Annotated in this window: 11 protein-coding genes and 1 riboswitch; of the genes, 1 reads left to right on the top strand and 10 read right to left on the bottom strand. The window is 53.8% G+C overall.

The features are described from left to right. Positions 1-52: 52 nt before the first annotated feature. From C812_RS20925 to C812_RS20900, 6 genes are all read right to left on the bottom strand, one after another. Positions 53-412: a c-type cytochrome gene (locus C812_RS20925; protein ID WP_016314634.1), complete on the bottom strand. Its 360-nt coding sequence runs from the start codon at positions 410-412 to the stop codon at positions 53-55. 164 nt (positions 413-576) lie between these two features. Then, positions 577-1,074, bottom strand: a complete 498-nt coding sequence (locus C812_RS20920; RefSeq protein WP_016314633.1) for a GNAT family N-acetyltransferase — start codon at positions 1,072-1,074, stop codon at positions 577-579. 279 nt (positions 1,075-1,353) lie between these two features. Then, positions 1,354-1,845 (bottom strand): C40 family peptidase, encoded by a 492-nt coding sequence (locus C812_RS20915; RefSeq protein ID WP_016314632.1) that lies wholly within the window; start codon positions 1,843-1,845, stop codon positions 1,354-1,356. 653 nt (positions 1,846-2,498) lie between these two features. Beyond that, entirely contained in the window at positions 2,499-2,990 is a 492-nt protein-coding gene (locus C812_RS20910; RefSeq protein WP_016314630.1) for a C40 family peptidase, read from the bottom strand. A gap of 4 nt (positions 2,991-2,994) precedes the next feature. After that, positions 2,995-3,131: riboswitch (cyclic di-AMP (ydaO/yuaA leader) on the bottom strand. Between the two features lie 220 nt (positions 3,132-3,351). Continuing rightward, a complete protein-coding gene (locus C812_RS20905; protein ID WP_016314629.1) occupies positions 3,352-4,182 on the bottom strand; it encodes a hypothetical protein in 831 nt (276 codons plus the stop codon). A gap of 34 nt (positions 4,183-4,216) precedes the next feature. Further along, positions 4,217-6,217: a M1 family metallopeptidase gene (locus tag C812_RS20900; protein ID WP_016314628.1), complete on the bottom strand. Its 2,001-nt coding sequence runs from the start codon at positions 6,215-6,217 to the stop codon at positions 4,217-4,219. 187 nt (positions 6,218-6,404) lie between these two features. Between C812_RS20900 and C812_RS20895 the strand changes: the two genes are divergently transcribed. After that, complete coding sequence (locus C812_RS20895) at positions 6,405-6,917, top strand: YwhD family protein (protein WP_036626285.1); 513 nt, start codon at positions 6,405-6,407, stop codon at positions 6,915-6,917. Positions 6,918-6,995: 78 nt separating this feature from the next. Here C812_RS20895 and C812_RS20890 read toward each other — a convergent pair whose 3' ends face one another. The 4 genes from C812_RS20890 to C812_RS20875 form a co-directional block, all read right to left on the bottom strand. Further along, positions 6,996-9,329: a heavy metal translocating P-type ATPase gene (locus C812_RS20890; protein WP_016314626.1), complete on the bottom strand. Its 2,334-nt coding sequence runs from the start codon at positions 9,327-9,329 to the stop codon at positions 6,996-6,998. Then, entirely contained in the window at positions 9,326-9,700 is a 375-nt protein-coding gene (locus C812_RS20885; protein WP_016314625.1) for an ArsR/SmtB family transcription factor, read from the bottom strand. The genes C812_RS20890 and C812_RS20885 overlap by 4 nt, the downstream gene beginning before the upstream one ends. A 472-nt stretch (positions 9,701-10,172) precedes the next feature. After that, the gene (locus tag C812_RS20880; RefSeq protein WP_016314624.1) at positions 10,173-10,871 is read right to left on the bottom strand and encodes a DNA-3-methyladenine glycosylase; all 699 of its coding nucleotides are present in this window, start codon (positions 10,869-10,871) and stop codon (positions 10,173-10,175) included. A 117-nt stretch (positions 10,872-10,988) separates the two neighbouring features. Then, complete coding sequence (locus C812_RS20875) at positions 10,989-13,064, bottom strand: transglycosylase domain-containing protein (RefSeq protein ID WP_016314623.1); 2,076 nt, start codon at positions 13,062-13,064, stop codon at positions 10,989-10,991. Positions 13,065-13,095: the final 31 nt, after the last annotated feature.

Here is a 13,095-nt window from a genome sequence, read left to right as displayed (position 1 = left end):
AAAACAACCGCCGGGAATTTACATTCCCGGCGGTTGTGCTTTTTTCACGTGTTTATTTTTTCTCCGCAAGCCATAAGGCGACGTTCGCAATTTCCTCTTCCTTTAAGCGATCCTTAAAAGAAGGCATCATGCCGCCCTTCCCTTTGGTGATAATGGAGAACAGTTGGTCTGCCGTCAATTCCGATCCAATCTTCTGCAGATTTGGGCCCGCGCCGCCTTGCAATGTATCACCGTGGCAGGAGATGCAATTTGCTTTGACGATGGCTTCGGCTTGTTCTGCGTTCATGGTGATTTCAGGCATTTGCGGCTTGGCTTCTTGCGCAGCCTCTTCCCGGCTTGGCAAGGTGAACATCAATACAAGGGCTAAAGCGCCTGCGATGACGAACAAACCGCTCATGATCCACTTTTGCATTTCAATCGCCCCTCCTATGTATGCTACCTATCCATTATAACGGAACACACGGGTTGATCATAGTCTTTGTGTCCAAATTAGGAACAAAAATTATCCGTTTCCGTTAAATTGTGTGCCATAAGTCATAGTCTTAATCAAAACAAGACATAAAAAAGAGCGTGCCTTTATTCGGGCAGCCCTTTATGAACCATACAATAGAACGGTTTGGACACCCCGCCAGGTGTCATCTTCTCATACAGATCGGTAATGACAAACCCCGCCTTCTGGTAAGCCCGGATCGCCCGGGTGTTCCAGGTCAGCACTTCTAGGTCAATCTGGTTATCCGGCTTACGACGCCGAGCTTCCTCCACGATGGTCCTCACAAACAGCTTGCCCAGCCCGTGGCCGCATAGCTCGGGCTTCATACCGATGCCAAGCCGGGTGACTCCTTCCATCGGGAAGTACTGAGCGAAGCCGGCAAGCTCCTCCTTCTCATCCAATACGGAGACATACTGTTCGGCGCGGATCGCCGGGTTCCCAAACTCCACGTCGAGCGCTTTCATTTGCTCCCATGGCAGCCAACTGTAGATGTCATAAGGAGAATCGTAACGCCAGGTGCAAATTTCCGCGCCATGGGCTTCTTCCATCGGCACGATACGAAACGGAGACATCGTTTGGTCCATATTGCCCCTCCTTAATTAAAGGAAAGTCCGTCGTAATTGTTCCATTATCCTCACAATAGCCGGAATTACGCAGCTTGTAAAGGTTTTTGCCTACCCTTCGGGAAATTAAAATTGTGGGATTTCTCCTGGATTTTTGGCTTTGCGGCAACCTTTTTCCCAGTTGTTTCGTTATATAGATAAGAGTACAGATAAAAAAAGACCGCAAGGCGGTTCCAACGAGAACCCGGCCCAGCGGCGAATTAGTGATGATGAACAGGATGAAACCGATAGATCAATGGATTACGATTCCGCAGCGTAGACGGAATAACCGTACTTACTGAGAACACGCTTCGCGCCAACGTAGCGGTTCTGGTAATAACTGTTACTTAGCTTGTCGATCCGGATGCCCTTGGATGAGGATGCATGGGCGAATTCACCGTCGCCGACGTAAACACCAACATGGGATACTTTGCCCGTCCCCGTCGTCTTGAAGAAGATGAGATCCCCAGCTTGAAGCTCGCTCTTCGGTACCGGTGTGCCTTGCTTATACTGAGCGGCAGACACACGTGCTAACTTGATACCCATCTTGCTGAAGACGTACCGGGTAAATCCAGAGCAATCAAATCCCGCTGTCGTGGTGCCGCCAAATTTATAAGGCGTCCCGTACACGGAATCGACGATACTAGATAGCGTCGTTGTCTCGGCTTTTGCGGAGTCGGCAAAGGCGCTACCTGCCCCCAAGGTGAATAGGAGGGCTAAACTCGTTACCGCTGCTGTCAAAGTCTTTCTCAAGATGTCTTACTCCTTCCAAGGCCTACGAGGTTAGCTTATGGATTCGGTTGAAGGTTCCCTATGATCTGCTATAGCGGTAAGTTAAAAAGTCATCTTCGGATCACGAAGTAACTCAGGATGGAGATTCGGCGTCGAATCTTGAACTCAGCCGGGCCTTCCGCTGCTCACGTAGCTTCCAGCTACGCTGCGCTGCTCAGTCCCTAAGCTTCATTCAACCTTCTCGGTGCTCCAAACCTAACTTTTTAACCTTGATTGAAATGGCAAGTTAAAAAGTCATCTTCGGATCATGAAGGATGAGACTGTTACCTTTTATAGCGAAATCAATTCACCCTTTGGTGGGTCCCCCGCTTCCCGGGTGCGTGGGAATTCGGCAGTTTCATTGTAGATGGCACCCAAGATCTTGCATAGAAATAGTTACAACAATAATTACAAAGTTGTTACCATTTACGTTCTTCATTTTACCAAAGCCGTCCAGAGATGACAAGTTTGTCGAAAAAAACGCTTCTATTGGCCTGTGTTCGCGAAGGGATTCGTGGGTAATGGTTCCTAAGAGACTAGGGCTAAAGAAAAGAGTAGGAGAAAGAAAGGGGATCCAAGGAAAAAACCCGCAGAGACGTTGTAATCAACATCCCCACGGGCTTCGTAGCGAGTTCTTATTGAACATCATCGTGATCAGCAATTTCACCGGTTACATCTTCATACTTGTCGTTGCTCATGATGCGTTTTGCGCCAACGTAACGCTCGACGTAGTACTTCTCGCTTAATTTGCTGATGACTACACCTTTGGAGGAGGAGGCATGAGCAAATTTGCCGTCGCCGACGTAGATGCCGACATGAGAAACGCCTTTGCCGGAAGTATTAAAGAAGACCAAATCGCCTTCGATCAGTTCGCTCTTGTCAACCGCCGTACCCATTTTGTATTGGGATGCGGATTGATGAGGCAGCTTGATGCCGATCTTCGAGAAGACGTACATCGTAAATCCAGAACAGTCGAATCCGGAGGTTGTGGTTCCGCCTGCAACGTAGCTGCTTCCAAGCGCGCCGTCGATGACATTGTCCAGTTTGGAATCGGCGAAAACGCTGCCAGTTCCAATGGTGAAAAGCATGGCAAAACTTACTGCTGCTACCGTCAAACGCTTCTTCAAGAAGTTATGCTCCTTCCAATGCCTACGAGGTTAGCTTAAGGATTCGGTTGAAGGTTCCCTATGATCCCTCACAAACGAGATCAATTCACCCAAAGTGGTTCCCCCGTTTCCCTGGTGAAGGGAATTCGGCTTGTTTTTCACACCTGTCATTTCTAATTTGACATCCGGCACGAATCTCCTGCCAAAGATGACAAAAATAATTACAAAACTGTTACTGAAATTGCGTTGCTGTTATTGTAACAAAGGTAGGTATCTTTTGGCAATGCCTAATTCACAAGATTAAGAGGGGAAATAGGAGGAAAGGCCTTCGCCGAACGGCGAAGGCCTTGATGTTACAGGGGTTTTAAGGAGTTAAAAAATTTTAACTTTTTTGTGCCTTGGACTGCCAAAGATGAAATTGAGAGGCGATCTTCCAGACTTTAAATGTGCAGCGAAAGAGAGGATAAGCCTGCTGCAGGATGAGGGCCAGCATCCCCGTCCAAATCCAAGATGCGGTGCCGAACAGAAGGAAGAGGATCAGGCCAAAAGCCCCGAGAATTAGCGAGATGGAGACGCCCTGCAACAAGGTTCGGAAGCAAGCCAGCAGGGAATTCCAAACTCCGGCTTTAAACAGGTAGCCGAACTGGACAAACAACAGGCATTGCCGGATAAACCAACCGTAAATGAACCAGCCCAGGATCAGCCCAAGCCCAGCGAGCCAGGTTGCCATCGGAAGTTCCATCCCGGTCAACCCCGGCCAAAGCGACAGTAGTCTCGGCACAATCCAGAAGGCGGGCAACAAGGTAAGCACGAGCTCCATCGCGTAGAACAAAATTACCGGTTTACCAAATTCCTTCATTCCTCGGAACAGGGGGAAGCCGGGGTTGCGATTTTCCGCCGGTGTGAAGCCGTAGAAGATTCCCGCCTGGATCAACGGAGTCAAGATCATGCGCAGGACGATCATCCCTGCCAGCAGCCAGCAATACAACCGAACCTCGGGATTGCTCCATAAATTCATCTGTCCCTCAAGCAAGAACAGGAGTTTCGATAGCGCCGTGGGCGGCGGGTCAGGATATCTTTGCAGCAGCGCCGTTACGGCAGTATCGACCAACCGGTACAAGAACAATCCCCACAGCAGCTGGTACAGGAACAAGATGATGACCGAGGGAAATTGGCTTTTCAGGGCAGTCCACCCTAAACGAACGAAACTCATTTCTTTCCCTCCTTATAGAAGTATGGACCTAGGGTTACCACAGAAGTCCTCCAAGGATCGCTTCAAGCAGCTTGGTGACGCTCATATTGGAGCGAGACAACGTGGTTTCAGGGACTTCTGCTTTCAGATAGTTGTTGATGTGAAGGTTCTCCACCGTTAAGGTGTAGTCCGGGTCGATCTGAACCCATGCCAGCGGTGCTTTATATTGCAGCTTGATCTCGAGGCGAGAATCTTCCCCGTTCCATTGCTTGCGTACGGTGTGCCCATCGGTGAAGGTGAACAGCAGCGGAACCTTCGGATGGGTTGCCCCTTTGCGGGTAAAGACCACTTTCGACTCGTATATCTGACCGCTTTCCTGGTTGATTGGAGTGATTTGAATGTTGTCTACTGCAAAATCCGCCATTTTCCCATCATAGACGTATTGTTGAAAATACGCTTTCCAACTGCGGCCGGTCACTTGCTCAACTACCCGTTGGAAATCAGCGGTCGTTGGGTGCTTAAACCGATATTTCTGGCTGTATGTGCTCAGAATCCGCCTCATCGTCTTGCTGCCGACCTGCCGCTCGATATCCAGCAGGATTAATTTGCCGCGGTAGTACGCATTCTTGGCATAGCCATCCCCGGGACCGTATTTCCAGGCGTTCTGGGTCAAGGAAGCCGGTGAAGTAATCATGGCCGATTGGATCGGCAAATTCGGGGTGATGCCGAACTCCTGCTCCATGAGCTTATCCTCTGCATAGGAGGCAAAGGCTTCATCCAACCAAGCTTCCTCGAGTTCATTGTTGGCGATCATCCCGTAGAAGAACTGATGGGCGATTTCGTGGATGACCGTGCGCTCCAGATCATCGTATCCAGGGGAATCGCTGACGGCCCCAAACGCGGTAACTAGAGTCGGATATTCCATGCCGCCGGCCCCGTTTGCGTTCGCCGGTGGAACGACCACGGACAGCGTGGAATACGGGTACCGGCCATACCACTTACTGTAGTTTGCCAGAGCGACCTTGGCGGCATAGAAGTAGCGTTCCTTCAGATCCTTATGTGCGGGATCGAGATACAGCTTAATGCGCACGCCGGGAACTTCTGCTGAGGAGAAGGGCTCTTCCATGTAGATGAAGTTCGGCGAAGCCGCCCAAGCGAAATCGTGGACATCGTCGGCGTAGAATTGCAAGGTTTTCCGTCCGTTCTTCAAGACTGCCTTTTTGGTCTGAAAACCAGTGGCTGCCACGGTGTACGTCTCGGGCACATTGATCCTTACACTGTAAATCCCGAAGTCGGAGTAAAATTCCGAGTTCCCGTGATACTGATGGAGGTTCCAGCCTTCGGACGTCCGCCCCCGAGTCCCCACCGGCTCGTACACACTCATCTTAGGAAACCATTGCCCTGCCATGACGAAATCGTCGGCAATGCCCATACGGGCAAAAATCTTCGGCAGCTTGACGGTGAATTTCATCCGCAGCGTCAGGCTTTCACCGCCCTGGACCGGCACGGGCAGCCGAACTTTGGCTAAGGTTTGATCTTTCGTATTGCCATCGTCAGGCTGAACGTACTGGATCCGATGCAGCAAGGAGATGCCGTCGGTCGTTTTCAGTTCGGTGATCTCCATGGATCCCCAGCCGTCCTTAGGCATGACGTCGTTCCGCAGTTTTCCGCCCGATTCTTTCATAAACGTCGTATCCTCGGAAGCAAACGCGTTCGGATATAAGTGCAAGTACACCTCGTTGATCGTCTTCTTGCCGGGATGGGTCCAAGTCAGCGTCTCTGAGCCGGTTAACGTCCCCTCTTGCTCGTTCAGCGTGACGTCGATGTGATATTCGGCGACCCGATTGCTGAGCACTTCGGCGGTCGGTTGCTGAATGGTTTCAGTTTGCGGCGGCGTTGGGGTTTGTCCGGTTTTTTGGACCGCTTTAGGCTCCGCCTTGGCCGGGACGAACGAAGCCAGCGATTCCCCACCTTCCCGCAGGGTCACCCAGGCGGCTCCGAGGGTGAGGCACAAGGCAAGGATAGAAATGCCGTAGACAATAGTACGTCGGGTCATACAATGGATACCTCCCGTTGACAAGCATCTACAGCATGTATATGTTTGCATTTGGAAGATTATTAGTTAAAATTGAGAGGTAGTTAAAAAGCCATTTTTTGAACTAGGATTGAGATGTAAGGATAACGATAGAAGCTGCCTTGCTTATGAGAACGAGGCGGCAGGTATGCGAAATATGGAGGGAATTATGGATCAGACACCGAAATCGGGTAAAAAGATTTTTGCCCTCAACATTATCAGCAACGATGAGAAGAGCAAACATAAAGGCTTTGGTGCAGGTTCCATCGATTTGAACAGCATGTCTCCGGTCATCATCGACGGAGATGAGGTGTACATTGATGTCGGTGCCATGCATGCGAAAAGCAAGGTGGAGAAAGGCATCAAATTCTCGACCAATCGGGAGGACGTTCCCAATGGACGGCAGGTTTGGATCGTATGGGTTGCGGTAGACCGCGGGCCGGAAGGCCAATTTTACGGCGGCATGACGGCTTGCGAAATGTTGATTGACACGGAAGCACGCCGCGGCTGGAAAATACTTGCCGACCATGTTAACAAAATGGATTATGCGTTAAAACGCAGAGTGATTTTGGACGGATTGAGCAAAGAGCAGAAGGCCGGGCTGAAGCAGCTGCTGATCGAGACCAATGAGGAATGGTGGGACCGCTCGCCGGAAGAGCTGAAGGCAGCCCTGGACGCGTGAACTAAATAAACGAGGCATAAAAGAAGCGCCCCTATCCGGTTGAACTCCCGGAAGGGGCGTTTTGCTTGGCAAGGGAAGTTAGCGCTGGGGGCTGACTTGAAGCTTCGACGAACCCACCGCCGTTTGCGGGTCCTTACCGAGTAAAATCGTCAGTCCGAGCAGCGTGACGAGAATGGTCGCGCCCATATCGGACATGACGGCGACCCACAAGGTGAGCCAGCCGGGGATCGTCAGCAGCAGGGCGATCAGCTTCAGCGCTAGGGAGAGGCCGATATTCCAGGCAACAATCCGTTTGGCCTGTCGGGCGATGCGGATGGCGCGGGGAAGATGGCCGAGATGATCCTGCATCAGCACGATGTCGGCGGTCTCTACGGCGCTGTCCGTGCCTTGGCCCATGGCGATCCCGAGGTCGGCGGCAGCCAAGGCCGGAGCGTCGTTGATCCCGTCGCCGACCATCGCCACGCTCCCGCGGCCGGCCAGCGCCTGAATCTGCGCGACCTTCTGTTCCGGCAGCAGGCCGGCATGCCATTCGCTGACACCGCTGCGGTCAGCGATCGCTTGGGCCGCCGCGGCGTGGTCGCCCGTCAGCATGACGGTGCGGGCGACTCCGGCGCGGTGCAAGGCGCGGACGACGTCCGGAGCTTCCGGACGGAGTTCATCGGCGAGGCCGAACAGGCCCAACACGCGCGCGGATTCCGCGGCGAGCACCACGGTGAGGCCCTCCGCCTTCAGGCGCGCGAGGTCTGCGGCAACGCGCGCCCGCTCCTCGCCGCCGAGGGAGAGCTGCGCGAGCAGCGCTTCGCTGCCGACATAGCAGCGAACGCCGTCGACCTCGGCGCTCACGCCCACGCCGGGCAAGGTCGTGAGCCCGGCGGGATGCGCCCAGCCGTCATCGCGCTGGGCGCCATCGGCGCGAGCTCCGTGAGCGCCGCGGCCATGCCCGCTGCTGGCGGGTTCGCAGCAGCAAGCCACGTCGCTGTTGCCGCCGGTGCGGGCGGCAACGTAACGCACCACCGCAGCGGCCAGCGGGTGCAGGGAGCCGCGCTCCAGTGCGGCGGCTACCGTGTAAAACCGCTGCGGCACATACGCGATCTCGCGCTGCACCTCCGGCTGCCCCTTCGTCAGGGTGCCGGTCTTATCGAACGCGATCGCGTTCAGCTTCCCGAGCTGCTCCAGATGTACACCGCCCTTGACGAGTACGCCGAGCCGCGCGCAGCGGGTCATTCCGCTGACCAGCGCGATCGGCGAGCTCAGCACAAGGGCGCACGGGCAGCCAACGATCAGAATGGCTAGACCTTCGTAGATCCATTTCATCCACGGCTGCCCGAACAGCAGCGGCGGAGCCAGCATCACCAGCGCCGCCAGAATCATGATGGCCGGCGTGTACCATTTAGCGAACTGATCGATGAACAGTTCGGTTGGCGTTTTCTTATCCTGCGCCTCCTGGACAAGATGCATGATTTTGGCCAGCGACGAGTCCTCGTACGGTTTATCGATCCGGACTTGAAGCAGGCCTTCCGTATTGATGCTGCCGCCGAATACCGGCATGCCGGGCTGTTTCGTGACCGGAATCGATTCGCCGGTAATGGCTGCTTCGTTGACGGCGCTCGTCCCTTCCAGGACCGTGCCGTCTGAAGGGATCTTCTCCCCGGCTCGGACGAGCACAATATCGTTTGCCTTCAACCGCGCGATCGGGACGATCATTTCCCGTCCGTCTTGAATGACAATCGCTTCCTTTGGAGCAGCATCCAATAGCGCCGATAGCGAGCGGCGGGCGCGGTTCATGCCATAACCCTCCAATAGCTCGTTCAGACCAAACAATATCGCGACCAACGTCGCCTCTTTCCATTCCCCGATCATCACCGCACCGGTTAAGGCTACGGTCATCAACGTATCCATGTTGAATTTCAATCGGAGCAAGTTCCGCAAACCGCGCAGGAACGTAGTGTACCCACTGAGGACAATGGCTGTCAGATAACTTGCAATCTGTACGGCATTGGGTACGTCGAGCAGAAACGTCCCCCCGTAGAGCACGGCGGAAATGACCAGTAGCCAGATCCCCAGGCGACTTTCATGTTCATGCGGTTCACTGGAGTTTCCGAGTTCTGCCGACTTCTGGGAGACGGCTTTCGAAGCAGCCTTAGCAGCCGTACCGTCAGCGGAGCTGGAACCCGGTAAGATTAGGGTGGCTCCGTCTCTTTTCAAAATCCGCTCCACCTGCTTCAAATCCACTGCAGGATGGAGGAGCAGGCGCCCGCTATTATATAGAAGAGAGGCATCCTCCCCGTAATCCAGGCGCTGAATTTCCTCCTGCATCTCCCGGGCACAGTTCGCACAGGACAATCCCAGCACACGATACTCGATGCGATGGCTCTCGCCGGACGTTTGATTTTTTGCCACTGTTGAGTTCATTCGTTCATCTGCTCCTTCTGATGCTCCAGCGTCATGGCTACCAGCGTCTGAATATGATGGTCGCTTAACGCATAGTAGACGTTCTTGCCTTCCTTGCGCGATTTGGCGATATGCAGTGCCTTCAGCTGGCGCAGATGATGGGAAGCCGTCGCCACGGAGACATCGAGTAAATCGGCGATATCGCAGACGCATAGCTCTTGGTGTTGCAAATAATAAGCAATCTTCACCCGATTCGGATCGGACAAAGCCTTAAAGATCTGGACCATCCCGTTCACGTCCCGTTCCTCCAGACTTTCTCGAAGCCTGTTCGTACGTGCAGGTTCGGTGCAATACTGCTCGCACACATCTGCGGTCTCTACCGTGTCGGCCATGGAACGTCGACCTCCTTTATTCAAATCAACGTTTGAATGATATAGTTCAAGTATAAGCGATCTTATAGCATATTCAAAGGTACTTTTGAATGTGTATGGCAACGATTTAGAGGCTCTGCTGCCCCTTCGGGCTCTTGTCGTGCCTTTTTGCGGGATTATCCCTTTCATTCAGATGGGTGTAGGGGAAGGAATGCTAAGAAGGTCTCCCTAGAAAGTGATCTTGTAAGGAGACCCCATGCTTGAACGGAGTCATTAGGCAAAATAGACAGGAGCACGGATTTTCATCCCATGCTTCTAAAGTGAGGCGGGCTGCATCGAGAGAGAAGCGGATATACTGTCGTCATCGCTGACTGCATTGAAGCGAACTGAAGCGAACTATTGAAGCGAACAACTGGGCTCGCAAACCGCAGCCAAACCGCTTCGTCTCTTCCTGATGCAACGGGATAATGGTCTAAAAGGATCGAATGGCAGCCTAGATATCGGCAACGCCGGCGTCTCCTGACCAAACCTCGGCTTGCTTGTCAATGACCGACACATAGGGGTTGCCGCGAATATAAAACCGCCACGGCTTTGCCGCATATTCCTCCGCATACGCAATGCCGATACGCGGTGCCTGGACGATCACTTCATCCGCTCCAGATCCCTCCGACATCGATCCGCCTTCGATCCAAAGCGGACCACCGGGATGTTCGAGCGGCAAACCGTTCAGCGCTTTCGTGATGTCCAGTGCACGGCACAGCTTGCCGGGGCCGCCTGATACATCCGCGGGCTTGCGGGCAGCCGTCCCACGATAGCGGCGCATCGCCGCTTCGTCTGCCGAGGATAGAGGCTCGACCGCTCGGATTAGCACGGCTTGCGGGTCGCCTTCCGTACCGGTGACGACGTTCAGGCAGTTATACATGCCATAAATCAGATAGATGTAAGCCGTTCCGCCGGGTCCAAACATAATATCCGTCCGCGCGGTACGGCGTCCTCCGTAGGCGTGGCTGCCTTTGTCCTCTATGCCGCCGTAGCTTTCCGTTTCGACGATGCGGCAGCGGATGTCGCCTTCTTCCGTACGTCGGACCAGCGTCTGTCCGAGCAGACGGGGGGCGGCCTCCAGGGCCGTCAATCGATAAAAAGCCGGGGGCAACGGCGCCCCCGGTTTGATTTGCTTCAAGATCGGGTCCATTGATAAGGAAGTCTCCTTGAACATTTTTTACTAGCGATTGCTTCCTTTATCGTAAGAACTTTTTCATGTCTTGTCCAACTCCCAACCCCAAACTCCAACTCCAGCCACAGCCAGCCTCTAATCCATCCACCAGCGTTTCAGATCTTCCCACCAGGAGTGGCTCTCCTTCTTCTCCACCTCGGCTGGAGGCGGTACGGGTTCGACTTCGCCTTCTCCATGCGTGGTGCAGTACTCTGTGGGCTCCGTGCCCTCAATGAACACCTCCAGTTTCTTGTCTGGGCAATCCTTCGTGGCGAGCAGCCCCGTATCCGGATCGATGTATACGCTGACCACCCCGTCCGGGATGGGAAAAATCTTCGGAGGTACTTTTTCCAACGCCTTTTCCGTGTATTTGGCGAAGATCGGGGCGGCTTTTCGCGACTCCGTGGTGCCAAGCGTCTTGCCCTTGTCATAGCCAACCCAAACGGCTGTCGACAGCTCCGGCGTAAAGCCGACAAGCCAGGCGTCCGTACTAGTCGTTCCGGTTTTCCCGGCGACTGGTCGTTTGATTTCGTTGGAGACGCGGTTGCCCGTCCCTCCGGTCTCAAATACGCTCTCCATCAAATGCGTCAGTACGTAGGCGGCAGAAGCTTCTACCACTTGTTCGCTTTTGGCCGGTTTGGCCTCGTATAACACGCGCCCGCTGGCATCGGTAATTTTTAGCACCGCCACGGGTTCCACGCTGCGGCCCTGGTTGCTGATCACCGCAAACGCCGTAGCCATTTCGAACGGGCTGACCGGAGACGTCCCCAGCGCCAGCGAAGGAACGGCTTGCAACGGGCTGGTAATGCCCATTTTTCGCCCCATTTCGATGACCTGCTCGGCTCCTACTGTGAGAATCGTATTGACCGCATAGATATTGTCCGAAGCCGCTATCGCTTGTCGCATATCGATGTCGCCTAAGTATTTGTCACCGAAGTTTTTCGGGCTATAGGTTTTGCGGTTGTCGTCGTAATGGAACAGCGTTGGTTGACTGCTGAACTTGCTGGCACTGGTTAATTTTCTCGAAGACAGCGCGGTGAGATACATGATCGGCTTAAAGCTGGAGCCGGGCTGCCGCGTTGTGGCGAAGACATGGTTATACTGACTCTTCTTGTAATTGACACCGCCAACCATCGCTTTGATGTAGCCGTTGCGCGGATCGATGGAAATGAGAGCAGCTTCCAGATCCGGCGAGTTTGCGAGCTCCGCAGCCACCGCCTCTTCGGCTGCTTTCTGCGCATCCGGATCCAGTGTCGTGTAGATGTTCAGCCCGCCGTGCTCAAGCAGCGTCTCGTCAAAGCCAAGCTCGCCGACCACCACATTGCGAATATAATCGCGGAAATAAGGAGCTTTATCGGTGGGACTTGGCTGCTTCGGCGATTGGAAATTCAGGATCGCCTCATACGCCTGATCGGCTTCCAGCTGCGTGATCTCGCCCGTGGCAACCATTGCCGACAACACGGTACGCTGACGGTCTTTGGCGTTCTTCATATGATTAAACGGCGAATAATAGGTGGGACCTTTCGGAACCCCGGCTAACATCGCACTTTCGGCCAGACTTAAATCCTTTGCGGGTTTTCCGAAATACATCTGAGCGGCGGCTTCAATTCCGTACGCGCCGTGCCCGTAATAAATTTCGTTAAGGTACATGCGCAAAATATCATCTTTGGAGTATTTCATCTCCAGCTGGGCGGTGTACATCGCTTCCTTAATTTTGCGAGACCAGGTCCGTTCATGCGACAGATACAAATTCCGCGCCAGCTGCTGGGTTAAGGTGCTCGCTCCTTGGACAGTGCCCATTTCCTTGATATTCACCAGGACTGCCCGAGCCATCCCTTTCAAATCAAAACCAAAATGGTTGTAAAACTGTCGGTCTTCGGTCGCCAGCGTTGCTTTGATTAGCCAAGGCGAGATATCTTGCAGTTCCACACTTTCCCGGTTCTTCCCGCCATCTGAGAACACCGCGATCGTCTCTCCCCGGCTGTTGATCAGCTGTGAATTCCGATCCGATCCGGCGAGGGGCAGCTCGGCTTGGGACAAGTAGAGGAGCAGGATGCCGACAGCGCATAGGCCAAGTAACCCCGTGCCGACCATCAGCTTGAACAGCAAAAGCCACGGACGGCGAGGTTTACGTTTATGATGATGTCGATCACTGCGAACGAGTTTCTGCACGAGAGGACTCTCCTTTCCGATCCTATAGCAA

This window comes from Paenibacillus barengoltzii G22 (genome assembly GCF_000403375.2).
Classification (GTDB): domain Bacteria; phylum Bacillota; class Bacilli; order Paenibacillales; family Paenibacillaceae; genus Fontibacillus; species Fontibacillus barengoltzii.
Note: the sequence above shows the minus strand (reverse complement) of the source record. Positions and strands in the feature narration are given on the sequence as shown.

Bases quoted from the DNA above. Each gene is read 5' to 3' on its own strand.
- C812_RS20890 (WP_016314626.1), bottom strand. From the start codon at position 9,329: ATGAACTCAACAGTGGCAAAAAATCAAACGTCCGGCGAGAGCCATCGC.
- C812_RS20925 (WP_016314634.1), bottom strand. From the start codon at position 412: ATGCAAAAGTGGATCATGAGCGGTTTGTTCGTCATCGCAGGCGCTTTA.
- C812_RS20900 (WP_016314628.1), bottom strand. From the start codon at position 6,217: ATGACCCGACGTACTATTGTCTACGGCATTTCTATCCTTGCCTTGTGC.
- C812_RS20920 (WP_016314633.1), bottom strand. From the start codon at position 1,074: ATGGACCAAACGATGTCTCCGTTTCGTATCGTGCCGATGGAAGAAGCC.
- C812_RS20905 (WP_016314629.1), bottom strand. From the start codon at position 4,182: ATGAGTTTCGTTCGTTTAGGGTGGACTGCCCTGAAAAGCCAATTTCCC.
- C812_RS20885 (WP_016314625.1), bottom strand. From the start codon at position 9,700: ATGGCCGACACGGTAGAGACCGCAGATGTGTGCGAGCAGTATTGCACC.
- C812_RS20895 (WP_036626285.1), top strand. From the start codon at position 6,405: ATGGATCAGACACCGAAATCGGGTAAAAAGATTTTTGCCCTCAACATT.
- C812_RS20880 (WP_016314624.1), bottom strand. From the start codon at position 10,871: ATGGACCCGATCTTGAAGCAAATCAAACCGGGGGCGCCGTTGCCCCCG.